This window comes from Blastococcus sp. SYSU DS0617 (assembly GCF_054051075.1).
Map to the genome: position 1 here is coordinate 68,741 of NZ_JBJHAO010000004.1, position 26,757 is coordinate 95,497.

At 73.3% G+C, this 26,757-nt stretch carries 29 protein-coding genes and 4 tRNA genes; 24 read left to right on the forward strand and 9 right to left on the reverse strand.

What is annotated here, in order from left to right; all coding sequences use genetic code 11:
* Window positions 1–55: 55 nt before the first annotated feature.
* Window positions 56–649 carry a GNAT family N-acetyltransferase gene (locus ACI793_RS06590; RefSeq protein WP_456605576.1) on the forward strand — a complete coding sequence of 198 codons (594 nt, stop codon included), beginning with the start codon at window positions 56–58 and terminating at the stop codon, window positions 647–649.
* Here ACI793_RS06590 and ACI793_RS06595 read toward each other — a convergent pair.
* Window positions 633–1,043, reverse strand: a complete 411-nt coding sequence (locus tag ACI793_RS06595) for a PaaI family thioesterase (RefSeq protein WP_456605577.1) — start codon at window positions 1,041–1,043, stop codon at window positions 633–635. The two genes, ACI793_RS06590 and ACI793_RS06595, sit on opposite strands and share 17 nt — an antisense overlap.
* Before the next feature lie 65 nt (window positions 1,044–1,108).
* Here ACI793_RS06595 and polA point away from each other — a divergent pair, with 65 nt between their 5' ends.
* The 3 genes from polA to ACI793_RS06610 all read left to right on the forward strand — a co-directional run bounded on the left by polA (window position 1,109) and on the right by ACI793_RS06610 (window position 5,590).
* Window positions 1,109–3,847, forward strand: a complete 2,739-nt coding sequence (gene polA / locus ACI793_RS06600) for a DNA polymerase I (RefSeq protein ID WP_456605578.1) — start codon at window positions 1,109–1,111, stop codon at window positions 3,845–3,847.
* A gap of 20 nt (window positions 3,848–3,867) precedes the next feature.
* Window positions 3,868–4,461: a hypothetical protein gene (locus ACI793_RS06605; RefSeq protein ID WP_456605579.1), complete on the forward strand. Its 594-nt coding sequence runs from the start codon at window positions 3,868–3,870 to the stop codon at window positions 4,459–4,461.
* 61 nt (window positions 4,462–4,522) lie between these two features.
* Window positions 4,523–5,590: an AI-2E family transporter gene (locus ACI793_RS06610; RefSeq protein ID WP_456605580.1), complete on the forward strand. Its 1,068-nt coding sequence runs from the start codon at window positions 4,523–4,525 to the stop codon at window positions 5,588–5,590.
* Window positions 5,591–5,608: 18 nt separating this feature from the next.
* Here the strand turns inward: ACI793_RS06610 and ACI793_RS06615 are convergent, their stop codons facing one another.
* Window positions 5,609–6,463 (reverse strand): class I SAM-dependent methyltransferase, encoded by an 855-nt coding sequence (locus ACI793_RS06615; RefSeq protein ID WP_456605581.1) that lies wholly within the window; start codon window positions 6,461–6,463, stop codon window positions 5,609–5,611.
* Between the two features lie 219 nt (window positions 6,464–6,682).
* On the opposite strand from ACI793_RS06615, the gene rpsA reads away from it, so the two are divergent.
* Window positions 6,683–8,152 (forward strand): 30S ribosomal protein S1, encoded by a 1,470-nt coding sequence (gene rpsA, locus ACI793_RS06620; protein ID WP_456605582.1) that lies wholly within the window; start codon window positions 6,683–6,685, stop codon window positions 8,150–8,152.
* Window positions 8,153–8,452: 300 nt separating this feature from the next.
* Here the strand turns inward: rpsA and ACI793_RS06625 are convergent, their stop codons facing one another.
* Window positions 8,453–8,614 carry a hypothetical protein gene (locus tag ACI793_RS06625; RefSeq protein ID WP_456605583.1) on the reverse strand — a complete coding sequence of 54 codons (162 nt, stop codon included), beginning with the start codon at window positions 8,612–8,614 and terminating at the stop codon, window positions 8,453–8,455.
* 260 nt (window positions 8,615–8,874) lie between these two features.
* On the opposite strand from ACI793_RS06625, the gene coaE reads away from it, so the two are divergent.
* Together coaE and ACI793_RS06635 are read left to right on the forward strand one after the other, a co-directional pair.
* Window positions 8,875–9,471, forward strand: coding sequence for a dephospho-CoA kinase (gene coaE / locus ACI793_RS06630; RefSeq protein ID WP_456605584.1), 597 nt, complete (start codon window positions 8,875–8,877; stop codon window positions 9,469–9,471).
* Window positions 9,464–10,225 carry a GNAT family N-acetyltransferase gene (locus tag ACI793_RS06635; RefSeq protein ID WP_456605585.1) on the forward strand — a complete coding sequence of 254 codons (762 nt, stop codon included), beginning with the start codon at window positions 9,464–9,466 and terminating at the stop codon, window positions 10,223–10,225. Before coaE ends, ACI793_RS06635 begins: the two co-directional genes overlap by 8 nt.
* Before the next feature lie 78 nt (window positions 10,226–10,303).
* Here ACI793_RS06635 and ACI793_RS06640 read toward each other — a convergent pair.
* From ACI793_RS06640 to ACI793_RS06655, 4 genes are all read right to left on the reverse strand, one after another.
* Window positions 10,304–10,375: transfer RNA gene (locus ACI793_RS06640), tRNA-Val, on the reverse strand.
* A gap of 55 nt (window positions 10,376–10,430) precedes the next feature.
* Window positions 10,431–10,501: transfer RNA gene (locus tag ACI793_RS06645), tRNA-Cys, on the reverse strand.
* 41 nt (window positions 10,502–10,542) lie between these two features.
* Window positions 10,543–10,614: transfer RNA gene (locus ACI793_RS06650), tRNA-Gly, on the reverse strand.
* A gap of 98 nt (window positions 10,615–10,712) precedes the next feature.
* A complete protein-coding gene (locus ACI793_RS06655) occupies window positions 10,713–11,177 on the reverse strand; it encodes an SsgA family sporulation/cell division regulator (RefSeq protein ID WP_311345773.1) in 465 nt (154 codons plus the stop codon).
* A gap of 257 nt (window positions 11,178–11,434) precedes the next feature.
* Between ACI793_RS06655 and ACI793_RS06660 the strand changes: the two genes are divergently transcribed.
* The 4 genes from ACI793_RS06660 (at window position 11,435) to ACI793_RS06675 (ending at window position 12,954) form a co-directional block, all read left to right on the forward strand.
* Complete coding sequence (locus ACI793_RS06660) at window positions 11,435–11,905, forward strand: TIGR02611 family protein (RefSeq protein ID WP_456605586.1); 471 nt, start codon at window positions 11,435–11,437, stop codon at window positions 11,903–11,905.
* A gap of 41 nt (window positions 11,906–11,946) precedes the next feature.
* Window positions 11,947–12,018 (forward strand) — tRNA-Val (locus ACI793_RS06665).
* Between the two features lie 246 nt (window positions 12,019–12,264).
* Entirely contained in the window at window positions 12,265–12,705 is a 441-nt protein-coding gene (locus tag ACI793_RS06670; protein ID WP_456605587.1) for a hypothetical protein, read from the forward strand.
* 3 nt (window positions 12,706–12,708) lie between these two features.
* Window positions 12,709–12,954 carry a hypothetical protein gene (locus tag ACI793_RS06675; protein WP_456605588.1) on the forward strand — a complete coding sequence of 82 codons (246 nt, stop codon included), beginning with the start codon at window positions 12,709–12,711 and terminating at the stop codon, window positions 12,952–12,954.
* Window positions 12,955–13,020: 66 nt separating this feature from the next.
* Here ACI793_RS06675 and ACI793_RS06680 read toward each other — a convergent pair whose 3' ends face one another.
* Window positions 13,021–14,436 (reverse strand): multicopper oxidase family protein, encoded by a 1,416-nt coding sequence (locus tag ACI793_RS06680; protein WP_456605589.1) that lies wholly within the window; start codon window positions 14,434–14,436, stop codon window positions 13,021–13,023.
* Window positions 14,433–15,296, reverse strand: a complete 864-nt coding sequence (locus ACI793_RS06685; RefSeq protein WP_456605590.1) for a hypothetical protein — start codon at window positions 15,294–15,296, stop codon at window positions 14,433–14,435. The genes ACI793_RS06680 and ACI793_RS06685 overlap by 4 nt, the downstream gene beginning before the upstream one ends.
* 211 nt (window positions 15,297–15,507) lie before the next feature.
* Here ACI793_RS06685 and ACI793_RS06690 point away from each other — a divergent pair, with 211 nt between their 5' ends.
* The 13 genes from ACI793_RS06690 to ruvC all read left to right on the forward strand — a co-directional run bounded on the left by ACI793_RS06690 (window position 15,508) and on the right by ruvC (window position 26,722).
* Window positions 15,508–15,912 (forward strand): HNH endonuclease, encoded by a 405-nt coding sequence (locus tag ACI793_RS06690; RefSeq protein ID WP_456605591.1) that lies wholly within the window; start codon window positions 15,508–15,510, stop codon window positions 15,910–15,912.
* A gap of 26 nt (window positions 15,913–15,938) precedes the next feature.
* A complete protein-coding gene (locus tag ACI793_RS06695; protein WP_456605592.1) occupies window positions 15,939–16,490 on the forward strand; it encodes an MOSC N-terminal beta barrel domain-containing protein in 552 nt (183 codons plus the stop codon).
* A 9-nt stretch (window positions 16,491–16,499) separates the two neighbouring features.
* A complete protein-coding gene (locus ACI793_RS06700; protein WP_456605593.1) occupies window positions 16,500–17,630 on the forward strand; it encodes a CapA family protein in 1,131 nt (376 codons plus the stop codon).
* Window positions 17,631–17,699: 69 nt separating this feature from the next.
* Window positions 17,700–19,742 carry a threonine--tRNA ligase gene (gene thrS / locus ACI793_RS06705; RefSeq protein ID WP_456605594.1) on the forward strand — a complete coding sequence of 681 codons (2,043 nt, stop codon included), beginning with the start codon at window positions 17,700–17,702 and terminating at the stop codon, window positions 19,740–19,742.
* Complete coding sequence (locus ACI793_RS06710; RefSeq protein ID WP_456605595.1) at window positions 19,739–20,344, forward strand: HIT family protein; 606 nt, start codon at window positions 19,739–19,741, stop codon at window positions 20,342–20,344. Before thrS ends, ACI793_RS06710 begins: the two co-directional genes overlap by 4 nt.
* Window positions 20,344–20,976, forward strand: a complete 633-nt coding sequence (gene pgsA, locus ACI793_RS06715) for a phosphatidylinositol phosphate synthase (RefSeq protein WP_456605596.1) — start codon at window positions 20,344–20,346, stop codon at window positions 20,974–20,976. The genes ACI793_RS06710 and pgsA overlap by 1 nt, the downstream gene beginning before the upstream one ends.
* Complete coding sequence (locus ACI793_RS06720; protein WP_456605597.1) at window positions 20,973–21,941, forward strand: phosphatidylinositol mannoside acyltransferase; 969 nt, start codon at window positions 20,973–20,975, stop codon at window positions 21,939–21,941. Before pgsA ends, ACI793_RS06720 begins: the two co-directional genes overlap by 4 nt.
* Window positions 21,941–23,146 (forward strand): glycosyltransferase family 4 protein, encoded by a 1,206-nt coding sequence (locus tag ACI793_RS06725; RefSeq protein WP_456605598.1) that lies wholly within the window; start codon window positions 21,941–21,943, stop codon window positions 23,144–23,146. The genes ACI793_RS06720 and ACI793_RS06725 overlap by 1 nt, the downstream gene beginning before the upstream one ends.
* Window positions 23,147–23,157: 11 nt before the next feature.
* A complete protein-coding gene (locus ACI793_RS06730) occupies window positions 23,158–23,709 on the forward strand; it encodes a hypothetical protein (RefSeq protein ID WP_456605599.1) in 552 nt (183 codons plus the stop codon).
* Between the two features lie 42 nt (window positions 23,710–23,751).
* On the forward strand, window positions 23,752–24,648 hold the full coding sequence (pdxS, locus tag ACI793_RS06735; protein WP_456605600.1) for a pyridoxal 5'-phosphate synthase lyase subunit PdxS: 897 nt from the start codon (window positions 23,752–23,754) through the stop codon (window positions 24,646–24,648).
* The gene (pdxT, locus tag ACI793_RS06740) at window positions 24,645–25,298 is read left to right on the forward strand and encodes a pyridoxal 5'-phosphate synthase glutaminase subunit PdxT (RefSeq protein ID WP_456605601.1); all 654 of its coding nucleotides are present in this window, start codon (window positions 24,645–24,647) and stop codon (window positions 25,296–25,298) included. Before pdxS ends, pdxT begins: the two co-directional genes overlap by 4 nt.
* On the forward strand, window positions 25,295–26,050 hold the full coding sequence (locus ACI793_RS06745) for a YebC/PmpR family DNA-binding transcriptional regulator (protein ID WP_456605602.1): 756 nt from the start codon (window positions 25,295–25,297) through the stop codon (window positions 26,048–26,050). The genes pdxT and ACI793_RS06745 overlap by 4 nt, the downstream gene beginning before the upstream one ends.
* Window positions 26,051–26,152: 102 nt before the next feature.
* A complete protein-coding gene (ruvC, locus tag ACI793_RS06750; RefSeq protein WP_456605756.1) occupies window positions 26,153–26,722 on the forward strand; it encodes a crossover junction endodeoxyribonuclease RuvC in 570 nt (189 codons plus the stop codon).
* Window positions 26,723–26,757: the final 35 nt, after the last annotated feature.

Below are 26,757 nucleotides of genomic sequence, written 5' to 3' on the forward strand. Positions count from 1 at the left end.
GTAGGGGGAGGCAGCTGTGCCAGGATCTGCATCGCGGTCCAGGGTGGTCACGCGCGTGGCTCGTCCTGAGGACCTGCCCCTCGTCCTGGAACTGGTCCGTCAGCACCGGGTCGAGGCCCACACCGAGGAGGTGCTGACCGGGCATCCGCCGGTGCACGCCGCGGGTGCCGGGTTCCGCCGCCTGCTCGAGGACGCCGGGCACCGCGTCGTGCTCGCCGTCCTGCCGGCTCCCGAGGGCCCGCAGGAGGACGGCGAGGTCGGGGTCGGCCTGGCCGTGCTCGGTCTGGACCCGCTGTCGCTGGTGCTGGGCACGCCGCAGGTCACGGTGGACACGTTCGTGGTGCACCGCGAGCACCGGAGGTCCGGGGTCGGCGCGGCCCTGCTGGCCGCGGCCGTGGCGTACGCGGGGGAGAACGGTGCGGCCTACGTCGTCGCCGCGGTGGCGCAGGAGGCCGACCGGCAGCGCTTCTTCGCCCGCATGGGCTTCGCGCCGCTGACCACCCGGCGCATCGCCTCGGTGCACACGCTGGGCCGCTCGCTGTCGGCCTGGCAGCGCCGGCGCCTGGGCATCATCCCGCTGGCGCGCCGGGTGCCCGGCGTGGGACGGCGGCGGGTGCCCCCGCTGCCGTCGGCTACTGCGGTCCGCTGAGCGTCATGCAGGTGAGCCGCGCGGTCGCGGTCGCCCGGCCCTCGTCGTCGCTGACCTCGATCAGGAAGGTCGACAGCGTGCGTCCCCGGCGCACCGGCGTGCACACGGCCGTCACCGTGCCGGACGTCGCCGCCCGCAGGTAGCTGGCGTTCAGCTCGATCCCGACCACCTGCTTGCCGGGCCCCGCTCCGATGGCAGCCGCCACCGAGCCGATGGTCTCCACCAGTGAGCAGGTGGCGCCACCGTGCAGCAGGCCGAAGGGCTGCTCGTTGCCGGCGACCGGCATGGTCGCGACCAGCCGGTCGGGGGCGTAGTCGACGATCTGGATGCCGAGCTTGTCGTCCAGCGGGCTCTGCTCGGTGCCGGACAGCCAGTCGGGAGGAGGAGTGGTCACCCGGGCACCGTAGCCAGGACCACGGCCGCCTTCGATGTCGGAGCCCGCACCTAGGATCGACGGCGATGTCCGCTCCGGTCTCCACCTCCGCGCCCGCCGCTCCCACGATGCCGGGCACCCGTCCGCGGCTCCTGCTCCTGGACGGCCACTCGCTGGCCTACCGGGCCTTCTTCGCGCTGCCGGTCGAGAACTTCTCGACGACGACGGGCCAGCCGACCAACGCCGTCTACGGCTTCACGTCGATGCTGATCAACATCCTGCGGGACGAGCAGCCCACGCACCTGGCCGTGGCGTTCGACGTGGGGCGGAAGACCTTCCGCAGCGAGATCTTCGCCGAGTACAAGGCCAATCGCGCCGAGAGCCCGACCGACTTCCGCGGCCAGGTCAGCCTCGTGCAGGAGGTGCTCGGCGCGCTGCGGGTCCCGGTGATCACGGCGGAGGGCTACGAGGCCGACGACGTCATCGCCACGCTCACCGTGCAGGCCGTCGAGCAGGGCATGGACGTGCTGATCGGCACCGGTGACCGCGATGCCCTCCAGTTGGTCAACGAGCACGTCACGGTGCTCTACCCGCGCAAGGGCGTCTCGGACATGACCCGGTTCACCCCCGAGGCGGTCGAGGAGAAGTACGGCCTGACGCCGGCGCAGTACCCGGACTTCGCCGCACTGCGGGGCGACCCGAGCGACAACCTGCCCAGCATCCCCAGCGTCGGGGAGAAGACCGCGGCGAAGTGGATCCGCGAGTACGGCGACCTCGACGCGCTGGTCGACCAGGTCGACACGGTCAAGGGCAAGGTGGGGGAGAAGCTGCGCGAGCACCTCTCCTCGGTGCTGCAGAACCGCCGGCTCACCGAGCTGGACCGGGCGGTGCCGCTGGAGGTGGGGCCCGCCGACCTCGCCGTCCAGGCATGGGACCGCAACGAGGTGCACACGCTCTTCGACAACCTGCAGTTCCGCGTGCTGCGCGACCGCCTGTTCGCCACCCTCACCAGCGCCGAGCCCGAGGTCGAGGGCGGCTTCGAGGTGGAGCTCGACGAGGTCGCCCGCGGCGGGCTGGGGGAGTGGCTGGACGCCCACGCGCGCGAGGGCCACACCGGCGTCATCTTCCGCGGCACCTGGGGTCGCGGCACCGGCGAGCTGACCGGCCTCGCGCTGGCGGCCGGCGACGGCGCCGCCACCTTCGTCGACGTCGGCCCGTCCCTGGACGTCGCCGACGAGCAGGCGCTCGCGGCCTGGCTCGCCGATCCGGCGGCCAGCAAGGTCGTGCACGAGGTCAAGGGGCCGCTGCTGGCGATCTGGGCGCGCGGCTGGGAGCTCGAGGGCGTGCTCAGCGACACCGCGCTGGCGGCCTACCTCGCGATGCCCGGGCAGCGGTCCTTCGACCTGGGCGACCTGGCTGTGCGGTACCTGCGGCGCGAGCTCAAGGACACCGCCGAGCCCGAGGGCCAGCTGACCCTGGACGGGCTCGGCCCGACGGAGGACGACGTGGCGCGCGAGGCCGCGCACGCCGACGTCCTCAAGGCCGTGGCGGTCAACGACCTCTCCGACGCCCTGGAGCAGGTGCTCGGCTCGAAGGGCGGGGACGCGCTGCTCGGCGGCATCGAGCTGCCGCTCACCCGCGTGCTGGCGGCCATGGAGTACCGCGGCATCGCGGTGGACCTGGACTTCCTGCACGACCTGCAGAAGGAGTTCGCCGAGGGCGTCGCCGCGGCCGCCGCCGAGTGCTACGCGGTGATCGGCCGGGAGGTGAACCTCGGCTCGCCCAAGCAGTTGCAGACGGTGCTGTTCGACGAGCTGGGCCTGCCCAAGACCAAGAAGAACAAGACCGGCTACACCACCGACGCCGACGCGCTGACCTCGCTGCTGGCCTCGACCGGTCACCCGTTCCTGGAGCACCTGCTACGGCACCGCGACGTGACCCGGTTGCGCACCGTCATCGACGGGCTCATCCCGATGGTCGACGACGCCTCGCGGATCCACACCACGTTCCAGCAGACCATCGCCGCCACCGGCCGGCTCTCCTCGACCGACCCGAACCTGCAGAACATCCCGATCCGCACCGCCGAGGGTCGCCGCATCCGCCAGGCCTTCGTCGTCGGCGCCGGTTACGAGTCGCTGATGACGGCCGACTACAGCCAGATCGAGATGCGGATCATGGCGCACCTGTCCGGTGACGAGGGTCTGATCGAGGCGTTCACGTCGGGGGAGGACCTGCACTCCTTCGTCGCGTCGCGGGCCTTCGACATCCCGATCTCCGAGGTCGACCCGGAGATGCGCCGCCGCATCAAGGCGATGAGCTACGGGCTGGCCTACGGGTTGAGCGCCTACGGGCTCTCGGGGCAGCTGCGCATCTCCGTGGAGGAGGCGCGGGAGCAGATGCACGCCTACTTCGAGCGCTTCGGTGGCATCCGCGACTACCTCGACGGGGTCGTCGACGACGCCCGGCAGACCGGGTACACCGAGACCACGCTGGGCCGGCGGCGCTACCTGCCCGACCTCACCAGCGACAACGGGCAGCGCCGGCAGATGGCCGAGCGGATGGCGCTCAACGCGCCCATCCAGGGTTCGGCCGCCGACGTCATCAAGGTCGCGATGCTCAACGTGGAGAAGGCGATCGCCGCCGAGGGGCTGCGCTCCCGGATGCTGCTGCAGGTCCACGACGAGCTGGTGCTCGAGGTCGCGGCGGGTGAGCGGGAGGCGCTGGAGGGCCTGGTGCGCCGCGAGATGGCCGGCGCCGCGGAGCTGTCCGTGCCCCTGGAGGTCTCGGTCGGGTTCGGCACCAGCTGGGACGCCGCGGCCCACTGAGGCCTGAGGCTGAACCTCACGTGGAGGTCGAGGGTGGCTACGTCGGCGGTCCGCCGCCGTCGCTGCCGGATGGTGTCCAGCGCGTGCTCGTGGTCGGGAGCAGCGGAGCGGGCAAGACGACCATGGCAGCGGCCCTGGCCCGGCTGCGCGGACTGCCGCACACCGAGCTCGACGCGCTCTGGCACGGGCCCGGCTGGGTGCCCCGGCCCGAGTTCGCGGCCGACGTCGAGGCGATGCTGGCCACCGGCCGCTGGATCACCGAGTACCAGTACCGCCCGGTGAAGGAGCGCCTCCTCGGCCAGGCGCAGGCCGTCGTGTGGCTCGACCACCCGTTCCCGCTGGTCGCCGCCCGGCTGCTGCGCCGCTCGGTGGTCCGGGCGGCCACCCGGCGGGCCTACTGGAACGGCAACCGGGAGAGCGTCGCGATGTGGCTGCGCGCCAGCCATCCGCTGCGCATCGTGCTCAGCCGGGAGTTCTGGGCCAAGCGCCGGCGCACGGAGGCCGAGCTCGCCGACGCCGCGGCACGCGGCGTCGTGGTCGTCCGTCTGCGGGGCGCCCGGCAGGCCCGCCACTGGCTCGCGGCGGAACGGACCCGCAGGTCGGGACGGCGCTGAGTCATCGACGAGTCACCGACCCGATGTGTCGCGGCGCGGGCCTGCGAGAACACCACGGGGCATGGCATTCGACGAAGACGCCCGGACGGCCTCCGCACCCGCATGGCTCACCCGCTCGGCGGCGATCGGCGGACGACTGCTGGTCCTGGCCGTCCTCGTCTGGCTGCTCGCGGGGCTGGCCGTCAAGCTCACCCTACTGCTGGTCGCGGTGCTGGTGGGGCTGCTGCTGGCCGGGGTGGCCTCGCCCCTGGTCCAGTGGGCGGACCGCCGCGGTGTCCCGCGCTGGGTGAGCGCGGGCGCGATGGTGCTCCTGCTGCTGGTCGCGCTCACCGGTGCCGCGCTCGGCCTGGCCGCCCGCATCGCCGACCAGCTCCCTCAGCTGCGCGACTCGTTCCGCTCGATGTCGGGCGACCTGTCCTCGCGCCTGGGTGTGGAGCTGCCGTGGACCTCGTCCTCCGGGACCGGCGGGTCGGGCGGCGACGGATCGGGCGGCACGAGCGCCAGTGACCTCCTCGGTCCCGCCCAGACCGTCGCCGAGCTCGCGATCGCCGGCTTCCTGACCATCGCGCTGGCGTTCCTGTTCCTGACCAGCGGCCCGGGCATGTGGCGGTGGTTCCTCGGCAAGTTCGGTGGCCGCGTGCGGGAGGACGTGGACGCCGCCGGCCGGGCCGGCTGGGCCACGCTGGGCGCCTACGTCCGCGGCCTGACCGTGGTGGCGCTGTTCGACGCGGTCGCCATCGGCGGGGGACTGCTGCTGCTCGGCGTCCCCCTCGCGCTCACCCTGGCGGTGCTGCAGTTCCTGGCCTCCTACATCCCGACCATCGGTGCCTTCGTCGCCGGGGCGGTCGCCGTCGTGGTGGCCTACGGCTCCGGCGGGCTCGGCTCGGCCGTCCTCGTCGCGGTCCTGGTCATCGTCGTGCAGCAGATCGGCAACGACGTGGTCGAGCCGTGGGTGATGAAGAACCGGCTGCCGCTGAACGCGGTGACGGTGCTGGTCGCGGTCACGGCGGGCGGGCTGCTGTGGGGGATCGCGGGAGCGCTGCTGTTCGTGCCGCTCACGGCCGCGGCGACCGCCATGGCCCGCGAGACCTGGGTCCGCCACGGCTCGCCCCCGCTCGCCGGGGCATGACGCCGTCCGGGAGGCAGGTCAGCCCGGCTTGTCGCAGACGAGGATCAGCGTGCCGGGGACCAGTGCACCGCGCTCGGGCGACCACTGTCCCCAGTTCTGGGTCCGGCCCGCCGTCCACTCCGGCTCCACGAGGTCGCCGAGCACCAGCCCGGCGCCGACGACGGCCCGCACCCAGTCACCGATCGTGCGGTGGTGCTCGACGTACACCGTGCGGCCGGCTCCGTCGGTCTCCACGTAGGGCTGCCGGTCGAAGTACGACGAGGTGATCTGCAGGTCCTCGGGGTCGGGGGAGTCGGGGAAGGGCCACCGCATCGGGTGGTTCACCGAGGCCACGAAGCGCCCGCCGGGCCGGAGCACCCGCGCCACCTCGGCGAGCACCGCCCGAGCGTCCGCGACGAAGGGCAGCCCGCCGTACGCCGAGCACGCCAGGTCCATCGACGCCGTCGCCAGTGGGAGCCGGCCGGCGTCGGCCTGCAGCAGCGGGACCGCGATGCCGGTGTCCCGGTTCAGCTGAGCGGCGCGCACGAGCATGCCGCCGGACAGGTCCAGCGCCACGACGTCGGCGCCCTGGCGCACGAGCCAGCGGGCGCACGGCGCGGATCCGCAGCCGATCTCGACCACGCGGCGCCCCGCCACCTCGCCCAGCAGGCCGGCGTCGGCCTCCCGGAGGCCTTCGGGGCACCAGAGGAAGTCGGCGTCGCCCAGGTCGGTGCCGTGCTCGGCGAGGTAGGCCCGCGCGGCGGCGTCCCACCACCGCCGGTTGGCGCGGGCGGACTCGTCCTGGCCAGCCGGACGGCGGGCGACGCCGCCGGCCGCGGGATAGCCGTCACTGCCCAGCGGCAGCCCGGCGTCGGCGCGGGAGGGGAGGCTCATGACACGCCGATGGTGACACGCCGGAGGGGTCGGCGGAGGTGCCGGACCCAGGTGGACCCGGCCCTGCCGACGTCCGTACCATGAGGAATGCGCCAGAGGTCTGTCGTGGTTTTCCCCACACGGAACGCCAGAGCCGGCTCTCCCCGCTGATCATCCCGTGGCCGCACGGCCGCGGGTCGTCCTGTCCCTACGCATAAACCGTCCGGAGCAACCAACCACATGACCTCCACTCAGGTCCGTCCTTCCAGCACCCCCCAGGTCGCCATCAACGACATCGGTAGCGCCGAGGACTTCCTCGCCGCCATCGATCAGACGATCAAGTACTTCAACGATGGCGACATCGTCGAGGGCGTCATCGTCAAGGTCGACCGGGACGAGGTGCTGCTGGACATCGGCTACAAGACCGAGGGCGTCATCCCCTCGCGCGAGCTCTCCATCAAGCACGACGTCGACCCGAACGAGGTCGTCAAGGTCGGCGACGAGGTGGAAGCCCTGGTCCTCCAGAAGGAGGACAAGGAAGGGCGGCTGATCCTCTCCAAGAAGCGCGCACAGTACGAGCGCGCCTGGGGCACGATCGAGGCCAAGAAGGAAGCCGACGAGGTCGTCACCGGCACCGTCATCGAGGTCGTCAAGGGTGGGCTCATCCTCGACATCGGTCTCCGCGGCTTCCTCCCGGCCTCGCTGGTCGAGATGCGTCGCGTCCGCGACCTGCAGCCCTACGTGGGCCGTGAGCTCGAGGCGAAGATCATCGAGCTGGACAAGAACCGCAACAACGTCGTGCTCTCCCGCCGTCAGTGGCTGGAGCAGACGCAGTCCGAGGTCCGCAGCGAGTTCCTCAACAAGCTCGCCAAGGGCCAGGTCCGCACCGGCGTCGTCTCCTCGATCGTCAACTTCGGCGCGTTCGTGGACCTCGGCGGCGTCGACGGTCTGGTGCACGTCTCGGAGCTGTCCTGGAAGCACATCGACCACCCCTCCGAGGTCGTCGAGGTCGGCACCGAGGTCACCGTCGAGGTCCTCGACGTCGACCTGGACCGCGAGCGGGTCTCCCTGTCGCTGAAGGCGACGCAGGAGGACCCGTGGCGCCAGTTCGCGCGGACCCACCAGATCGGTCAGGTCGTCCCGGGCAAGGTCACCAAGCTGGTCCCCTTCGGTGCGTTCGTGCGCGTCGACGAGGGCATCGAGGGCCTGGTGCACATCTCGGAGCTGGCCGAGCGCCACGTGGAGATCCCGGAGCAGGTCGTGCAGGTCGGCGACGAGCTCCTGGTCAAGGTCATCGACATCGACCTGGACCGTCGCCGCATCTCGCTCTCGCTCAAGCAGGCGAACGAGGGTGTCGTCGGCGACGAGGAGCAGTTCGACCCGGCCGCCTACGGCATGGCCGCGTCCTACGACGAGCAGGGCAACTACATCTACCCCGAGGGCTTCGACCCGGAGACGGGCGAGTGGCTCGAGGGCTTCGACGAGGCCCGGGAGACCTGGGAGCGGCAGTACGCCGAGGCCCAGAGCCGCTTCGAGGCGCACCGCAAGCAGATCGCGGCGGCCAAGGAGGCCGACGCCGAGGCTGCGGCCGGCGGCAGCTACTCCAGCGACGACGTCGCTGGCCCGGACGCCCCGGCCAGCACCGGCGGCACCCTGGCGAGCGACGAGGCCCTGGCCGCGCTGCGGGCGAAGCTCGCCGGCGGCGAGTGACCCGGTAGTCCGGCGCTGATTCCTCAGCGCTGATCCGGAGGCCCAGGACCCACGTGGTCCTGGGCCTCCGGCACGTCCGGGCCCGGTGCGGCGGTCGGACGGCGGGTATCGGCCGGGCGTGCCCGCGGGACGACGAAGGCCCCGTGGACAGTGGTCCACGGGGCCTTCGTCGCGCGTGTGCCGAGGTCGGCGGTCCAGATCCCCCCTGGGCCGCCGAGTCGGCGCACCACGCCGTCGCGCCGGGTGTCCCCGGCGCCGGCGTGAGCGGGCGCAGCGGGGGACCGCTCCGGCGAGGAGGGACTAGAGGCTGAGGATGATCGCGAAGGCGGTGCGGGGACGGCCGCCGTTGCCGGCGAGGAACGTCCAGGTGTGCCGCCCGGCGGGCGGCGTCTGCACCAGCCAGCGCAGGAAGGCGTTGCGCGGCCCGGTCACCGGCTGCTGGAAGCTCATGCGCTCGCGCACGGCGGGAATGTCCGAGCAGCGGACACCGGCGGGGGAGCCCACCCGGTGGCGGCCGGCACCGCTGGAGACGGCGCGGGTCGACGATGAGCCAGGTGCGGACCTGTGACGGGACATGATGGGTTCTGCCTCTCCTCGGCGGGGAAGATCGCCGGGGCTGAAGTTAGTGCTGTGACTGGTGTGACTCGTGCGACGCGCCGGGGGGCGCGGCGTCGTGTTACCTCTCCGTGATGTACCGACCGTCGAGTCGCTACTCTGCGCACATGCTGCGGATCGGACTGACCGGTGGGATCGGCTCGGGGAAGAGCACCGTCGCGGGGCTGCTCGCCGAGCGGGGCGCGGTGGTCGTCGACGCCGACCGGATCGCCCGGGAGGTCGTGGCGCCGGGCACCCCCGGGCTGGCCGCGATCGTCGACGCCTTCGGGACGTCGGTGCTGTCGGCCGACGGATCCCTCGACCGGCCGGCCCTGGCCTCGGTCGTGTTCACCGACCCCGAGGCCCGGGCGCGACTCGACGCCATCGTCCACCCGCTGGTGCGCGAGCGGTCCGTCCAGCTCATCGCTGCGGCGTCGCCGGACGCCGTCCTGGTCAACGACGTGCCGCTGCTGGTGGAGACGGGGCAGGCGGGTACCTACGACCTCGTGCTCGTCGTGGAGGCGGACCTGGAGACCAGGCTGGCCCGGCTGGTCGAGCGGGGGACGACCCGGGAGGACGCCCGGGCCCGGATCGCCGCGCAGGCCACCGACGAGGAGCGCCGGGCCGTCGCCGACGTCGTCCTGGACAACAGCGGCAACCTGGAGCAGCTGGTGGAGCAGGTGGACCGCTTCTGGCAGGAACGGGTCGAGCCGGCCCGTGGCTGAGGTCGGGGCCCTCCTCCGCCGGCGCCGGGAGTTCCGCGACGACATCTCGCGCCGGCAGTTCCACGTGCGCCTCCACCTGGCGCTCGGGGTTCTCTGGCTGATCCTCGCGGCCGTGCGCCTGCTCGACGACGACGCCGCGTTCTGGCTGGACGTCGCGTGGGTCGCCCTCGCGGTCGGCTACCTCGGCTCCGGTCTCGTGATGTGGCGGCAGCTACGCGAGGACCGGAGCAAGCTGGCCGCGCTCGTGGGGGTCGACCTGGTCCCGGTCACCGAGGCGCGCCTCGCGCGGCTGGTGGCAGCCGCTCTGGACGGAGCGGCGCCGGACGAGGTGACACCTCCGGTCACTGCGGGGGAGCGGTGGACACCGGAGCGGATCGAGTGGCTGCGGGACTTCCACCGCGATCGGCGCCGGGGTCTCGACGGGCCGCGCCAGGAAGCGACGTGGGCGGTCGTGGAGCTCACCGGGAGCGGTCCGGACGACGAGCAGGTGGTGGGGTCGGTCCGGTTGCGCCGGACCGGCGAGGCAGGCGTCCTGGAGACCGGCATCTGGCTGGTGCGGGAGGCCCGGGGACGAGGCGTCGGACGCCGCGCCCTGGGCCTGCTGCTGGACCGGGCCCGCGAGGTGGGGGCGACGATCGTGCGCGCCGACACGACCCGTGACGACGCTGCAGCCCTGGGGCTGCTGCGGTCCTGCGGGTTCCGCACGGTGGCCGGCGACGCGCGGGTGCGGGCGGAGCTGCAGCTGGCCCGCTGACCGCCGCTCGGCGGGGTCCGTGCCCGTCGAACGACAGAACCCCAGGCGCCGAGATCGGCAGTCCTGGGGTTCCTTCGGTGGGCGATACTGGGATCGAACCAGTGACCTCTTCCGTGTCAGGGAAGCGCGCTACCGCTGCGCCAATCGCCCGGCCCGGTCTCGCGACCGGTCCCTCCTCCGCGCTCGTGCTCCGCGGAGGAGAACGAGGTGGAGACGGGATTTGAACCCGTGTAGACGGCTTTGCAGGCCGTTGCCTCGCCTCTCGGCCACTCCACCGCACGCGGGCGCTGATCTCGCGATCAGCGCCCGAGGTTCCGAGCGGATGACGGGATTCGAACCCGCGACCCTCACCTTGGCAAGGTGATGCTCTACCACTGAGCCACATCCGCGTTGCAGGAAGAACGTTACCTGACGGCTTTCCGGCGTCCAACGAGGGGGGGTGCCCCTCGGCGGCCGGCCGGGTGCCCGTCGGTGGCGTCTCCGCAGGTCAGCGCCCCGAGGGGTCCGCCCCGCCGTTGGACAGCAGGACGTGCAGCTCGTCGTCGAGGTGCAGGAGCTCGCTCTCCGAACCCGACGGGACCAGTGCCTCCGTCTGGCGCAGGAAGCCGGCGACGACCGCCCGGGACAGCTCGAACAGCGCCTCGCCCGACGGTGCCCGCAGGTGCAGGAAGAGCACGTCGCTGGCCGAGGCGGTCGGCCAGACGCGGACGTCGCCCTCGCCCGAGGGGCGGTCGAGCCCGGCCTGGAGCAGCTCGCGGCTGACCAGCCAGGCGATGCCCTCGTCGGTGTCGACGGCGCCGCTGTCGTCGCCGATGTCGCCGAAGGCGATCCGCACGGCGAAGGGGTCCGTCGCGTCGTAGCAGAGCAGCGCCGGCACTTCGGTCCACGACTGCGGGCCGATGAGCTGCAGCGTGACGGGCGCGCAGTGACCGGGGTTCCAGCGATTGGTCATGTCAGCTCAACGACGTCCCGCTCGGGGAGTGACGCAGCGAGTCACTCCTGTCACATCCGTCCCGCCAGCCCCACATGTCGGTCATGGAGGGATGTGTGTCCGCCGAGGACGGTCCGGAAACCGTTTTGGGGCAGACGTGACCGATGAGGTTCGCCGACGTCGATCAGAGGCACCGGCCGGACGTAGGCTCCGGGGGTCGATCCGACGACGCGGGCGGACCACGATCCGGGAGGTGCACGCTGGGCGGACAGGAGACCGTGGCCCCCCGGAGTCCGCGGCCGGAGGGCGAGTCGAGGGACGAGCGGCGGGCCCGGTTCGACGCCGACGACATCACCTCCCTCCGGGAGCGGGTGGCCGACGCCAGATGGCGCCGCCGGCTCGCGGCCCGGCGCAGCACCAATCACACCTACCGGGTGGCCGTCGGCATCGTGGGCGGCCTGGTCGTCGCCTTCGGGCTGGTCACCATCCCGCTGCCCGGACCGGGGTGGCTCACGGTGATCGCCGGCCTGTTCATCCTCGCCAGCGAGTTCACCTGGGCCGAACGGCTGCTGGAGTACACGAAGGAGCGGGTCGGCCGCTGGACCGACTGGGTGGGCGCCCAGCCGCTGTGGGTTCGGGTGCTGCTGGGCCTGGCGACGGCGGCCTTCGTCTACGGCGTCCTCGTCGTCACCCTGCGCCTGTTCGGTGTCCCCACCTGGATGCCGGGGTGGGTCCCGCTGTGGCGGTGAGCGTCTGGCAGAATGGGATTGCAGCCGCGTGCGGCCGCACCGGGCGATTGGCTCAGTGGTAGAGCGCTTCGTTCACACCGAAGAGGTCACTGGTTCGAACCCAGTATCGCCCACCGGACAGCAGGGCCAGGTCCACCCGCGAGGGAGGACCTGGCCCTTCGTCGTTCCCGGAACCGTCCGCGACGAACGGCGCGGAGGCGCCGCGTCCCGGGGTGGGCGGGGCCGGTGGGGCGAGTGGTGCACCGGACCGTTCGACACGGCATCCCCTCCCGCGAGCTTCCTGGTTCGCGGAGGGCCGCCCGGTCAGGATTCGCCCTGATCAGCGGCCATGGGAGCCGCTCGTAGAGAGAGCGATGGCCATGCGCGTTGGTTCCGTCGTCCTGCCCGCCGTCCTCGCCATCGCGGCGGCGGTCCTCGCCCCCACGTCGGCCCAGGCCGCCCCCGCGCAGTGCGGCCTGCAGCTGCCCACGAAGGTCGTCATCGACGCGCCCCGGGTGGACGCGGACATGCGGCTGACGAACGGGTGCTGGTCCAACGGCGCCACGAGCGCCACGTGGGACATGGTGGTCCGCGGCGTCGTGGCCGGCCCGATCGAGTTCGATCAGGACGACTTCGACGAGGACCCCGACCTGTACGCGTGGTGGGACGACACCGACCCCATGGGGAAGTGGACCCTGACCCCTCGCGGGGCCGTGGCGACCGGCAACGCCCCCTTGTCGCAGAACACCGCGGTCACCCTGGTCAAGTACGGCTCGCGGCTGGCCACGAAGGTCACCCGCTCGGGCAGCTCGGTGTCGTGAGCGGTGACCGCGACGCAGTGGTCGAGCCGCACGCACGCGTTCGCGCCGCGCGCCAAGGCGCGCGTCGGCCTCTTCCACCAGGCGCCCGGCTCGACCGCCTGGAAGTTCGTCAAGGCCGTCACCACCTCGAGCACCGGCAAGGCGACGGTGACGCTCCCCTCCCCGAAGGCGGGCAACTACCGCCTCAAGGTCGCCGAGACGCCGACCGTCTGGGCCGCCTACTCGCGCACCGTCACGGGCCGCCGCTGACCCGCGGTTCGGGCCCGGCGGGTGACCCCCCCCGGGCCCGAGCCGGCGCACCTCGCCGCTGAGGAGTCAGCCGGGGACGTACCGCACGAGCCGCACCATGCCGTCGGTCATGTGGTGGTGGTTGTGGCAGTGGAACAGCCAGTCGCCCGGGTTGGTGGCGAGGAAGTCGAAGGTCACGGCGCCACCTCGTGCGGGCACGGTGACGGTGTCCTTCACCGGCCCTCGACCCGACGGTGTGAGCACCTGGAAGTGGTGGCCGTGCAGATGCATCGGGTGCCACTTCGCGCTGGTGTTCCGCATCGTCACGCGCACCCACTCGCCCTCGGCCACGGGCAGCGGATCCGCGTCGGGATAGCTCTGCCCACTGATCTCCGTCCGCTGCAGGGTGAGGTCGAAGACGCGGTCCGGCGCACCGGCGGGCAGCTCCGGCGGCTCGACCGCCAGCAGGTCGTCGTACGCCACCGGCCGGGCGTCCAGCTCGGTCGGCCAGGCGGTGACCGGCGGCGACGACGACGCCGGGCTGCCCGCGTACCGCAGCACCGCGCGCCCCCAGCCGGGCCGCCCCTCGGGGGCCACGCCCACCTGCCAGGCGCCGTCACGCTGGTCGAGGTGCAGCAGGACGTCGTAGCGCTCGCCCATGCCCAGGCGCAGCGCGTCCACCGTCACCGGTTCCACCGGCATCCCGTCGGTGTGCGTGACGGTGAGCCGGTGTCCCGCGACGGCGAAGCGGAACCCGGTGTCCGCGGCGATGTTCATGACCCGCAGCCGCAGCCTGTCCCCGGGGCGGCCCTCCATCACCGGAGGGTCGTCGGGCGGGCGGCCGTTGACCAGCACCAGGGGATAGGTGCGCCCGCCGAAGGAGACGGCCGTGGCCGGATCGCCGCGGACGGCGGTCTCCGGGGGCAGTCCGCCGTGGTCGGTGTGGTCCCCGCCGTCGTCCAGCCCGTCCGCCCAGTCGTCGAGCATCAGGGTGTACTCGCGGTCGTAGGCCAGCGGCTCGTCCCGCGGCTCGACGATCAGCGGTCCGTACAGCCCGCGGTCGAGCTGCATGCCGACGTGCGAGTGGTACATGAACGACCCGGCCACCGGCGTCCGGAACTCGTACCGGAACGTCCTGCCGGGGGACACCGGGCGCTGGGTCACGTCCGGAACGCCGTCCATCCCGTTCGGCGGCGCGAGGCCGTGCCAGTGGACCGTGGTGTCCTCGGGCAACCCGTTGTGCAGTCGGACGCGCAGCGTGTCCCCGGCCCGGAGACGGATCTCCGGGCCGGGCACGGTGCCGTACCCCCACGTCGGCACCTCGTGACCGGCGACGTCGAGGGTCACCGGGCCCGGCTGCAGCGACAGGACGCCGGGGGTGGCCGACGGTCGTCCGCCACCCCCGGCGCACCCCGTGGCCGCGGCCAACCCCGCCGCGGTGAGCGCGAGGAAGCCCCGCCGGGTCACGGGCAGCCCGGCACCGAGGTCGGGGACGGCGCTCATTCCACGGTGAACTCGCCGACCATGCCCAGCGTGAAGTGCGGCGCCCCCTCGCCCGGCATGTCGATGTGGGCGGTCCCCTCCGGCACGAAGCAGACCGCGGCGTACCGGCCCGGCTCCATCTCCATGAACGTGGTGTCGCTCTCGCCCGGGTCGGCGAAGGCGACGCCGACGAAGGTGGCCATGCTCATGGCCTCCTCCTCGGGAAGGGCCAGCAACTCCTCGATCGACCGGGTCACGCCCTCGTTGATCCGGACGAGGCCGATCTCGTGGACCTCCTCGCCCTCGTTGACGAAGGTCACCGCGACGGTGCCCGCCGGCACGGTGTCGGGGAGCCCCTCGTACTCGTAGTCGACGCCCGTGGCCTCGATCTGCTCGAAGCCGCAGTTGTCGATCATGTAGTCGTCGACGGCGGCGTCGGCGGCGAGGAACTCCTCGCTGATCAGCATGCTGTCGTCGCCGGTCTCCAGGACCTGCCGGATCTGGCGGACCAGGGTGTCGACGTCCTCGCTCACCTCCTCGGGAGCGGTCTCCTCGGCCTCCTCCAGGGACGGCTCCAGCTGCTCGCTGAACTCGAGCATGGCGGCCTCGAGCTCCTCGGGAGGCGCCGTCTCCGGATCCACCGGCGGACCTTGGCTGGAGAGCGTCTCGGCCTCGACCACCGCGGAGCAGAACGCGTCGACGTCGCCGCTGCCGCTCTCGGTGGCCTCGGTGGTCTCCGTGCTCTCGGTGGTCTCCGTGCCCCCGGCGGCCGTGGTGTCCTCGCCGCCGTCGTCGTCCGTTCCGCAGGCGGCCAGTGCGGCCGCCATCAGGAGGGCGGCGCCGCCCGTGGACCAGCGGCGCAGCCCCATACGTCCCGTCATGTCCCTACCTCGCCTTCCACCGGAGCGGACGACGCGCTGCCGGCCGCCATGAGCGAGAGGGTGAGGTCACCGGGGCCACTGCGGGTGATCTGCGTCACTCCTGGTCCTGGTCGCGACAGGCCCTTATCGCGATCCGGCACGCACCGCTTCCGGTCGGCCACCGGACGTACGGACGGGTGCATCGCCGGCTCGTGGAGGACCATCGCAGGGGATGTCCCGCCCTGCCGCTCAGTCCGCCCGTGCGGTGCGCCTGCTCGCCGTCCTGGAGCGGGACGGCCCGACCTGCATCTGGTGCGGCCGCCGATTCGCCGCGCTGGTCGTCCCCACCACCGAGCACGTCGTCCCCCGGGTCAAGGGAGGCCCCTCGCGGCTGGAGAACGAGGTGGCCGCCTGCCGTCGCTGCAACGCGGAACGTGGGCATCGCGGAGCGGTCGAGTGGCTCGAGGAGTGCCTGCGACGCGGGTGGGCGCCCGACGAGGCCCGGCTGGCCCGCTCGCTGGCCGCGCTGGCCGGGGCCATCGCCCGCGAGGGCGGGCAACGCCGGGCCCGCCCCTACCTGGACGCGCAGCTGCGTCGTCTCCGCCGCCGGGGGAGCGGCCGCGCGATGCCCGCCTAGATGCGATGCCCGCCTAGATTCGGACCGTGACGACGACGGTGGGCCGGGTGGCGCGGATCTGGATCTACCCCGTGAAGTCCATGGGTGGGTCGACCCGGGACCGGGTGCGGCTGCGGCCGGCCGGCCCCGAGGGGGACCGGGCGTGGTCGGTGGTCGACGCCGCCACGGAGGAGGTCCTGCGCGGCAAGCACGCGCCCGAGCTCGCGGGCGTCCAGCCGACCGGGGACCCGGACGCCGACGCGCGAGCCGTCACCGAGGTGCTCGGCCGGCCGGTGCTGCTGCGCGCCGCGGAGGAGGGCTCGGCGGCCGACGTGGCGGCGGTGCACCTGGTCTCCCGCCAGGCGATCGACCGCGCCGCGGCCGGCGATGTCCCGGAAGGCTGCTCGACCGACGATCCCCGCGCCAACGTCCTGCTCGACCTGGCCGACGGGGAGGACGAGCGCAGCTGGGTCGGGCGCACGCTGCGCATCGGCGCTGCCGAGCTCACCGTGACCCGCACGCCGAAGCACTGCCTGGGGATCTACGCCGACGTGCGACGCCCCGGCGAGATCGGCGTCGGGGACGCCGTCCTGCTCTAGCCTCCGGCCGTGCCGCGCAGCCGATCCCGAACCCTCGCCGTCCTGACGGCGCTGCTGCTGACCGGCTGCACCGCCGACCCGGAACCGGCGACGCCGCAGGAGCCGGTGGAGGTCCCCGCCCCGCAGACCACCGAGACGGTCCCACCTGCACCCGAGAGCTTCACGCTCGTGGCGACCGGCGACGTCCTGGTGCACCAGGGCCGCGCGCTCACCGGCGGCGCCCGGCAGCCGGACGGCTCCTACGACTTCACCGGCGTCTTCGCGCCGGTCGCCGACCTCATCGGCGACGCCGACCTGGCGATCTGCCACCTGGAGACGCCGGTGGCGCCCGCCGGCGGGCCCTACCGCGGGTATCCCAGCTTCGCCGTCCAGCCCGAGATCGTCGACGCGCTCGAGGCGGCGGGCTACGACCTGTGCTCCACGGCCTCCAACCACTCGCTGGACGGGGGCTTCGACGGGCTCACCCGCACGATCGACACGCTGGCGGGGGCCGGCATCGGGCACACCGGCACGTACCGCAGCCAGGAGGAGAGCCGGGAGCCGACGATCGTCGACGTCGAGGGCGTGCGCGTGGGGCACGTCGCGGCCACGTTCAGCCTGAACGGGGTGCCCCTGCCCGCCGGCCGGGAGTGGTCGGTGGACGTCGCCGACCTGCCCGACGTGCCCGGCATGCTGGCCGCCGCCGCGCGGGCGCGGGCAGCGGGCGCCGAGGTCGTCGTCGCCAGCCTGCACTGCTGCCAGGAGTACGACAACGACCCGACGGAGACCCAGGTCGCCGCGGTCCGGACCCTGCTGGCCTCGCCGGACGTCGACCTGGTGCTCGGCCACCACGCGCACGTCGTGCAGCCCTTCGAGCGGATCGGCGACGAGTGGGCGGCCTACGGGCTGGGCAACCACCTCGCCGAGCACGCCACCCGCGGCTACCCGACCGAGGACTCCGTGGCCGCCCGGTTCACCTTCACCCGCGGCACCGACGGCCGGTTCACCGTGTCGGAGGCGGAGGCGGTGCCGCTGCGCATCGAGATCGGGGACGGCGCCGTGCGGATCGTGCCGGCGGACCCGGAGAGCTTCGCGCGCATCGCGGGCGTCCTGGACCGGCGGGGTGCGGTGGACGCCGGACTGGAAGTCGTCCCGGGGTGAGGGTGGTCGCGCACTAGGCTCAGGTCGCCCTTTCCCCGCACTCTCACCCACCACCCCTGGAGCGCTCTCGTGTCGACCCCGCCCTCGCCCACCGCCGCCGGATCCGTGCTGCGGGTGCCGGCCGGGACGACGGCGATGCAGGCGCTCAAGGACGCCGGGGTGCCGCTCAAGGGCCCGGACGGTGCCGTCGTCGTCCGCGACGTGGCCGCCGGCGAGCTCAGGGACCTCGCCTGGACCCCGGAGGCCGACGCCGAGGTGGAGCCGGTCCCGGCCGCCAGCGACGAGGGTCGCGCAGTGATCCGGCACTCGGCCGCGCACGTGCTGGCGCAGGCCGTGCAGGAGCTCTTCCCCGGCACCTCCCTGGGCATCGGCCCGCCGGTCGAGAACGGCTTCTACTACGACTTCGACCCCGAGCGGCCCTTCACCCCCGAGGACCTGACCGCCCTCGAGAAGAAGATGACCGAGATCGTCCGGGCCGGGCAGCACTTCTCGCGCCGCGAGATCAGCGACGCCGACGCGCAGGCCGAGCTCGCCGACGAGCCGTACAAGCTCGAGCTCATCGGCCTCAAGGGCGGCGCCGGCGAGGTGGCCGAGGGCGCGGACGTCGAGGTGGGCGGCGCGCAGCTGACCATGTACGACAACCTCGACGCCCGCACGGGGGACCGGGTGTGGACCGACCTGTGCCGTGGCCCGCACCTGCCGCGGACCTCGGCCATCCCCGCGTTCAGCCTGACCCGGTCCGCGGCCGCCTACTGGCGCGGCAGCGAGAAGAACCCGCAGCTGCAGCGGATCTACGGCACCGCGTGGGAGAGCAAGGACGCCCACAAGGCCTATCTGGAGCACCTCGCCGAGGCCGAGCGCCGTGACCACCGCCGGCTCGGCGTGGAGCTCGACCTGTTCAGCTTCCCCGACGAGATCGGCTCCGGCCTGCCCGTCTTCCACCCCAAGGGGGGGGTCGTGAAGCGGGAGATGGAGGACTACGTCCGGCGCCGGCACCTCGAGGAGGGGTTCGACTACGTCGGCACCCCGCACATCAGCAAGAGCGGGCTGTTCGAGACCTCGGGGCACCTGCCGTACTACGAGGACACGATGTTCCCGGGCATGGACCTGGACAACGCGAAGTACTACCTCAAGGCCATGAACTGCCCGATGCACAACCTGATCTTCCGGTCGCGCGGGCGGTCCTACCGCGAGCTCCCCCTGCGGTTGTTCGAGTTCGGCTCCGTCTACCGGTACGAGCAGTCCGGTGTCGTCCACGGCCTGACCCGGGTGCGGGGCTTCGCCCAGGACGACTCGCACAGCTACGTCACCCCCGAGCAGGCCCCTGGCGAGATCCGGCACCTGCTGGCCTTCGTGCTGGGGCTGCTGCGCGATTTCGGGCTCGACGACTACTACCTGGAGCTGTCCACCCGCGACGACTCGGACAAGTTCATCGGGTCCGACGCCGAGTGGGCGGTCGCCACCGCCGTCCTCGAGGAGGCGGCGAGGGAGACCGGTCTGGAACTGGTGCCGGATCCGGGCGGGGCGGCCTACTACGGCCCGAAGATCTCCGTCCAGGCCCGCGACGCCATCGGCCGCACCTGGCAGATGTCGACCATCCAGTACGACTTCAACCAGCCCGCCCGGTTCGGCCTGGAGTACACCTCCGCCGACGGCGGCCGGGCCCAGCCCGTGATGATCCACTCCGCGAAGTTCGGCTCGATCGAGCGGTTCTTCGGCGTCCTCACCGAGCACTACGCCGGCGCCTTCCCGGCCTGGCTGGCGCCGGTGCAGGTCGTCGGCATCCCGATCACCGACGAGCAGGTGCCCTACCTGGCCGACGTCGCCCTGAAGCTGCGCCAGCACGGCGTCCGGGTGGAGATCGACGACTCCGACGACCGGATGCAGAAGAAGATCCGCACTGCCAGCAAGCAGAAGGTCCCGTTCGTGCTCCTCGCCGGGGCGACCGACGCCGAGGCGGGCGCGGTCTCCTTCCGCTACCGCGACGGCTCGCAGCGCAACGGTGTCCCGGTCGACGAGGCGGTGGCACAGGTGGTCGCCTGGATCGCCGCTCGGTCCAACGTGGACCCGACGGCCGCCGACGAGCCGGGCGAGACCGTGGAGGCCGGATGAGCGAGCCGGGCCAGGAGACCTACCGGGTCGCCGTGTCGTCGGACGACGACGGCCCGAGCGTGCCCCAGACCCCCGGGCAGGCGTTCGAGCACCTCTGGACGCCGTACCGCATGGCCTACATCCGCGGCGAGGGCAAGCCCACGGGCACGCACGACTGCCCGTTCTGCGTCATCCCGACGATGAGCGACGAGGACGGCCTGATCGTCGCGCGCGGGGCGACGGTCTTCGCCGTGCTCAACCTGTACCCGTACAACGCCGGGCACCTGATGGTCGTGCCGTACCGGCACGTGCCCGACTACACCGACCTCACCGCCGACGAGGTGGCCGAGCTCGGCGCGGTCACCCAGACGGCGATGCGCGTGGTCCGCGAGGTCGCCGGCGCGCACGGGTTCAACATCGGCATGAACCAGGGCGCGGTCGCCGGCGCCGGCATCGCCGACCACCTGCACCAGCACGCGGTGCCGCGGTGGGGCGGGGACACCAACTTCATGCCGGTGGTCGGGCTGACCCGCGTGCTGCCCCAGGTGCTGCGGGAGACCCGGGCGCTGCTGGCCGAGGCGTGGCAGCGGCTGGACGCCGCGCCCGCGGGTGGGCAGGCCTGATGCTCGGCGTCAACGCGCGTCCCGCCGTCGCCAAGGTGGTCGCCCCGATCGTGCCGGCGCTGGTGCGGGCGGGGATCACCCCCGACATGGTGACCATCACCGGCACGGTGGGCGCGGTCGTCTCGGCGGTGTTCCTCATCGGCTCCGGCCACCTGTTCTGGGGCGCCTTCGCGGTCACCGTCTTCGTGCTGCTCGACATGCTCGACGGTGCGCTGGCCCGTGCCCGCGGTGGCGGCTCGGTGTTCGGCGCGGTGCTGGACTCGGTGGGCGACCGCGCCGCCGACGCCGCCATCTTCGGCGCCCTGGCCTGGTGGTTCTCCGGCGGCGGGGACAACCGGCTGTTCGTGCTGCTCGCCCTGATCTGCCTCGTGCTGGGCGTCCTCACCAGCTACATCAAGGCGCGGGCCGAGGGCGTGGGCCTGTCCTGCGACGTCGGCGTGGTGGAGCGCACCGAGCGGCTGATCCTGGTGCTGGTCGGCACCGGCTTCACCGGTCTCGGGATCCCGTACTCGCTGCACGTGGCGCTCGTCCTGCTGGTCGCCGGCAGCGCGGTCACGGTGGCCCAGCGGATGGTCGCCGTCCGGAGGGGTGCCGCGGGCGCGGCTCTCCCGCAGTCCCCGCCGCAGCCGTGACCGGGCCGGCGGGTCTGCGCAGCCGGCTCACCGCCCGGCTGACCGACGCGGGGTACGCGGCCGGGTGGCGGGCGGTGCGCATGCTGCCCGAACCGGTCGCCCGCGCCGGATTCGACCGGGGCGGCCGCTGGGCGGCCGGCCGGGACGGGGCCGGGGTGCGCCAGCTGCGGGCGAACCTCCGGGTCGCCACCTACGGAGAGCTCTCCGAACCGGAGCTCGACGAGCTGACCGGCCGGGCCATGTCCTCCTACGCGCGTTACTGGCAGGAGGCCTTCCGGCTGCCCACGCTGGGCATCGACCGGATCCGGCGGGACACCGAGGTGCCCGGCGTCGAGCTGATCACCCGGGCACGCAGCGAGGGCCGGGGCGTCGTCCTGGCGCTGCCGCACAGCGGGAACTGGGACGCCGCGGGCGCCTGGCTGGCCGACTGGCTCGGCGAGCCCTTCCTCACCATCGCCGAGCGGCTGAAGCCGGAGTCGCTCTACCGGCGGTTCCTGGAGTACCGCGAGTCCCTGGGCATGAAGGTCACCCCGCTGACCGGCGGCCCGAAGCCCGGCTCCGAGGTGCTGCGGGCCTGGCTGAACGACGGCGGGGTGAGCTGCCTGCTGGTCGACCGCAACTTCGGCACCGGCGGCGTGCCGGTCGAGTTCTTCGGCCGGCCGACGCTGCTGCCCAGCGGTGCCGCGCTGCTGGCCGCCCGCACCGGCGCCGCGCTGCTCCCGGCCGTGCCCCGCTTCGACGGGCCGGGCTGGCGCATCCAGGTCCAACCGGAGGTGCCGGTGGCCGGCGAGGGGCGGCTGGCCGCCCGGGTCGCCACCGCCATGCAGGGGGTCGCCGACGTCTTCACCGCGGGCCTGGCCGAGCACCCCGAGGACTGGCACATGCTGGGCCGCATCTGGGCCGACGTGCCACCCGACCCACCCCGGCGGGCGGCGGGCGCCGCACCGGACCGGGCCGCCCGCTGATGCGGATCGGCCTCGTCTGCCCCTACAAGTGGGACGTCCCCGGTGGCGTGCAGTACCACGTGCGCGACCTGGCCGAGACCCTGCGCGCCATGGGCCACCACGTCGAGGTGCTCACCCCGGCCGAGCGCGAGGAGTTCCTGACCGACCCCTGGATCACCTTCGCCGGCCGCACCGTCCCGATCCCGTACAACGGCTCGATGGCCAGCGTGCAGTTCGGCCCGGTCTCGGCGGCCCGGGTGCGCCGGTGGCTGCGCGAGGGGCGCTTCGACGTCGTGCACGTGCACGAGCCGGCCCCGCCGTCGGTCGCGCTGCTGGTCTGCATGATCGCGAGCGGACCGATCGTCGCGACCTTCCACGCCGCCACGACCCGCTCCAAGATGCTGGCCGCCTTCGGGCCGGTGGTCCGGCCCTGGCTCGAGCGGATCAGCGGCCGGATCGCGGTGTCGGACTTCGCCCGCCGGGTGCAGGTCGAGCACCTCGGCGGCGACGCCGTGATCATCCCGAACGGGGTGCACGTCGACGCCTTCGCCTCCGGCCCGCCGCTGCCCGCCGCGGCCGGCCCGGCCCCCACGATCGGCTTCCTGGGCCGCTTCGACGAGCCGCGCAAGGGCCTGCCCACGCTGCTCGAGGCGATGCGCACCGTCGTCCGGCGGCACCCCGATGCCCGCCTCCTGGTCGCCGGCCGGGGGGACGCCGACGCACTGCGGCGCCTGGTGGGGGCGGACCTGCGCCCGCACGTGGAGCTGCTGGGAGAGATCTCCGAGGCGGACAAGGCGGCGTTCCTGCGCACGGTCGACGTCTACTGCGCGCCCAACCTGCTCGGCGAGTCCTTCGGGGTCGTCCTCATCGAGGCCCTCGCCGCCGGGGCACCGATCGTGGCCAGCGACCTGGACTCCTTCGCGCGGGTCCTGGACGGCGGAGCGGCCGGCGTCCTCGTGCCCCGCGGCGACGCGGCGGCCCTCGGGGAGGCGCTCGCGGACCTGCTCGCCGACCCGGAGCGGCGGGACGCGCTGAGGGCCCGCGGCGCCGAGGTCGCGCGCGCGTACGACTGGCCGGTGCTCGCCGCGCGCATCCTCGCCGTCTACGAGACCGTCGTCCCGCCCGGGAGCGCCGCGGTCACGGCCCGGGAGGGCGACGACGTCCCGACCCCGCCGCCGACCGGTGTCGCGCCGCGGAGCTCCCGCTGGAGGGGCAGCTCCCGCTAGCCTTCGGCCTCGTGGATGCGCACGCGTGGATGTGGACGGCCGTCGCGGTCGTCGTCGTCCTGCTGTTGGCGTGGGCGGCCTGGACCCTCGTGCGCCTGCGGCGCCTCGCGGGGCGCGTGGCCCAGGCCCGGGAGACGCTGGAGGTCCAGCTCCGGCGTCGCGCCGGACTGGCGGCGGAGCTGGCCCGCGAGTACCCGTCCGCACTCGGACCGGAGCGCGCCCGGGCGCTCGCGGCGGCGGCCGCCGACGCCCGGTCGACGACGCCGGCGGATCGGGAGGCGGCCGAGAACGCGCTGGGCCGCGAACTGCGCGACCTGCCCGCCGAGCTGCCCGGTGTCCCCGCCGCGCTGCAGGCCGATCTGGACGGCACCTGCACCCGGGTGGCGCTGGCCCGCCGGTTCTACAACGACGCCGTCCGCGACACCCAGGCACTGCGCGGCAGGCGGCTGCCCCGGGTGCTCCGGCTGCACGCATCCCGGCCGATGCCGCGGTTCTTCGACATCGACGACCGGCTCGAGGCGCTGACCACGAGCAGCGTGGGAGGGCCCGCTCACCGGCCGTAGGATGGCGGACCGTCCCCACCCCCAGCCGTTAGGCCGCCTGCCGTGTCTGCACAGACCCCCTCCACCGGAACCGACCGCGTCAAGCGCGGGATGGCCGAGCAGCTCAAGGGCGGCGTCATCATGGACGTCGTCACCCCCGAGCAGGCGAAGATCGCGGAGGACGCCGGCGCGGTCGCCGTGATGGCCCTGGAGCGGGTGCCCGCCGACATCCGTGCCGAGGGCGGTATCTCCCGGATGAGCGACCCGGACATGATCGAGGGCATCATCGGCGCGGTCTCCATCCCGGTGATGGCCAAGGCGCGGATCGGCCACTTCGTCGAGGCGCGGGTCCTGCAGGCCCTCGGCGTGGACTACATCGACGAGTCCGAGGTGCTGACCCCGGCCGACGAGGCCCACCACATCGCGAAGTCGGAGTTCACCGTCCCCTTCGTCTGCGGCGCCACCGACCTGGGTGAGGCCCTGCGCCGGATCTCCGAGGGCGCGGCGATGATCCGCTCCAAGGGCGAGGCGGGCACCGGCAACGTGGTCGAGGCCACCCGCCACATGCGTGCCATCCGGGCCGGCATCAAGGCACTGGGCACGCTGGACGAGACCGAGCTCTTCGTCGCCGCCAAGGAGCTTCGGGCGCCCTACGACCTCGTGGCCGAGGTGGCGCGCCTGGGCAAGCTCCCGGTCGTGCTGTTCACCGCCGGCGGCATCGCGACCCCGGCGGACGCGGCGATGATGATGCAGCTGGGCGCCGAGGGCGTCTTCGTCGGCTCGGGCATCTTCAAGTCCGGCGACCCGGCGCAGCGCGCCGCCGCGATCGTGCAGGCGACGACGTTCCACGACGACCCCGACGTGATCGCGAAGGTCTCCCGCGGGCTCGGCGAGGCGATGGTGGGGCTGAACGTCGCCACGCTGCCGGCCGACCAGCGCTTCGCCACCCGCGGCTGGTGACCGCACCCGTCATCGGGGTCCTGGCGCTGCAGGGTGACGTCCGCGAGCACCTCGCGGCGCTGCGGGACCAGGGCGCCGGGGCGGTGGCGGTGCGGCGCCCGGAGGAGCTGGCCGCCGTCGGCGGGCTGGTCGTCCCCGGCGGCGAGTCGACGACGATCGTGAAGCTGGCCTCCCGGTTCGGGCTGCTGGAGCCGCTGCGCGATGCCGTGCGCGACGGTCTGCCGGCCTACGGGTCCTGCGCCGGCATGATCCTGCTCGCCGACCGGCTGCTGGACGCCCCGCCGGACCAGGAGACGATCGGCGGGCTGGACGTCACCGTCCGCCGCAACGCCTTCGGCCGGCAGGCCGACAGCTTCGAGTCCGAGGTCGACGTCCAGGGGCTCGGCGGTGATCCGCTGCACGCGGTCTTCATCCGGGCTCCCTGGGTGGAGGAGGCCGGCCCAGGGGTCGACGTCCTCGGCCGGGTCGTCGGGGGAGAGGCCGACGGTAGGATCGTCGCGGTCCGCCAGGGGAACCTGGTGGCCACGAGCTTCCACCCCGAACTCACCGGGGACCGCCGGGTGCACGCGCTGTTCGTCGACATCGTCCGTCGTCGCCTGGCCGAGCAGGCCGGCGCCGAGGCCGGGAACGAGAGGGGAACGCCTTCATGAGCGGCCATTCCAAGTGGGCGACGACCAAGCACAAGAAGGCCGGGATCGACGCCAAGCGCGGCAAGCTCTTCGCCAAGCTGATCAAGAACATCGAGGTCGCCGCCCGCACCGGCGGCGGTGACCTGGCCGGCAACCCGACGCTCTACGACGCCGTCCAGAAGGCGAAGAAGAGCTCGGTGCCCAACGACAACATCGACCGCGCGGTCAAGCGCGGGTCGGGTGCGGAAGCCGGCGGGGTCGACTACCAGGGCATCACGTACGAGGGCTACGCCGCCGGTGGTGTCGCCGTCCTCATCGAGTGCCTGACCGACAACAAGAACCGCTCGGCGATGGAGGTCCGGACCGCCATGACCCGCAACGGCGGGACCATGGCCGACCCGGGCTCCGTGTCCTACCTCTTCTCCCGCAAGGGCGTCGTCGTGGTCCCGAAGGCCGAGGGGGTCGACGAGGACTCCGTGCTCATGGCCGTGCTGGACGCGGGCGCCGAGGAGGTGCGCGACCTCGGCGACACGCTCGAGGTGGTCAGCGAGCCCGGTGACATGGTCGCCGTGCGCACCGCCCTGCAGGACGCCGGCATCGACTACGACTCGGCCGACATGGGCTTCCTGCCCAGCGTGCAGGTCGAGCTGGACGAGGACGGCGCGGGCAAGGTGTTCCGCCTCATCGATGCCCTCGAGGACCTCGACGACGTGCAGAACGTCTACGCGAACTACGAGGTCTCCGACGAGGTCATGGAGAAGATCGACGCCTGACGCGGGGGCGGAACCGGCTCCGGCGCGTCGCGGCCGCCCGCGGCCGGGTGCGGGCTAGCGTTCGGATCGAACAGGTGTTCGTGCGAAGCTAGGAGCGTGGCCATGCGGGTGCTCGGCATCGACCCGGGGCTCACCCGGTGCGGCTGGGGGGTCGTCGACGGGCGCCCCGGCGCCCGCCCCACGGCGATCGGCGTCGGGGTGGTCCGCACCCTGGCCGAGCTGGACCTGGAACTGCGCCTGCTCCAGGTGCACACCGCGGTGACGGCGCTGCTGCGCGAGCACCGGCCGGACGTCGTCGCCATCGAGCGGGTCTTCACCCAGAACAACAAGGGCACCGCCACGGGGACGGCGCAGGCCGCCGGGGTGGCCGCGCTGGCCGCGGCGCAGGCCGACCGGCCCGTCGCCTGGCACACGCCCAGCGAGGTCAAGGCGGCCATCTCCGGCAACGGCCGGGCCGACAAGGAGCAGGTCACCCTCATGGTCACCCGCGTGCTGGGGCTCGCCGAGGCCCCGAAGCCGGCCGACGCCGCCGACGCCCTGGCCCTGGCGGTCTGCCACGCCTGGCGCGGCCCGGCCCAGCAGCGGCTGCGCTCGGCTGCGCTCGCCGGCGGCCTCGGCGCCCCCGTCGTGCAACGCACGCTGCCCCGCTGGCAGGGGGTGGCGGCCCGATGATCACCCAGGTGTCGGGCGTGCCCCTACGAGGCCGC

Bases quoted from the DNA above. Each gene is read 5' to 3' on its own strand.
- ACI793_RS06690 (WP_456605591.1), top strand. From the start codon at position 15,508: ATGTCCCGCCCTGCCGCTCAGTCCGCCCGTGCGGTGCGCCTGCTCGCC.
- ACI793_RS06745 (WP_456605602.1), top strand. From the start codon at position 25,295: ATGAGCGGCCATTCCAAGTGGGCGACGACCAAGCACAAGAAGGCCGGG.
- ACI793_RS06710 (WP_456605595.1), top strand. From the start codon at position 19,739: ATGAGCGAGCCGGGCCAGGAGACCTACCGGGTCGCCGTGTCGTCGGAC.
- polA (WP_456605578.1), top strand. From the start codon at position 1,109: ATGTCCGCTCCGGTCTCCACCTCCGCGCCCGCCGCTCCCACGATGCCG.
- ACI793_RS06655 (WP_311345773.1), bottom strand. From the start codon at position 11,177: ATGACCAATCGCTGGAACCCCGGTCACTGCGCGCCCGTCACGCTGCAG.
- ACI793_RS06615 (WP_456605581.1), bottom strand. From the start codon at position 6,463: ATGAGCCTCCCCTCCCGCGCCGACGCCGGGCTGCCGCTGGGCAGTGAC.
- coaE (WP_456605584.1), top strand. From the start codon at position 8,875: ATGCTGCGGATCGGACTGACCGGTGGGATCGGCTCGGGGAAGAGCACC.
- ruvC (WP_456605756.1), top strand. From the start codon at position 26,153: ATGCGGGTGCTCGGCATCGACCCGGGGCTCACCCGGTGCGGCTGGGGG.
- ACI793_RS06725 (WP_456605598.1), top strand. From the start codon at position 21,941: ATGCGGATCGGCCTCGTCTGCCCCTACAAGTGGGACGTCCCCGGTGGC.
- ACI793_RS06670 (WP_456605587.1), top strand. From the start codon at position 12,265: ATGCGCGTTGGTTCCGTCGTCCTGCCCGCCGTCCTCGCCATCGCGGCG.
- ACI793_RS06685 (WP_456605590.1), bottom strand. From the start codon at position 15,296: ATGACGGGACGTATGGGGCTGCGCCGCTGGTCCACGGGCGGCGCCGCC.
- ACI793_RS06680 (WP_456605589.1), bottom strand. From the start codon at position 14,436: ATGAGCGCCGTCCCCGACCTCGGTGCCGGGCTGCCCGTGACCCGGCGG.
- rpsA (WP_456605582.1), top strand. From the start codon at position 6,683: ATGACCTCCACTCAGGTCCGTCCTTCCAGCACCCCCCAGGTCGCCATC.
- pgsA (WP_456605596.1), top strand. From the start codon at position 20,344: ATGCTCGGCGTCAACGCGCGTCCCGCCGTCGCCAAGGTGGTCGCCCCG.
- ACI793_RS06610 (WP_456605580.1), top strand. From the start codon at position 4,523: ATGGCATTCGACGAAGACGCCCGGACGGCCTCCGCACCCGCATGGCTC.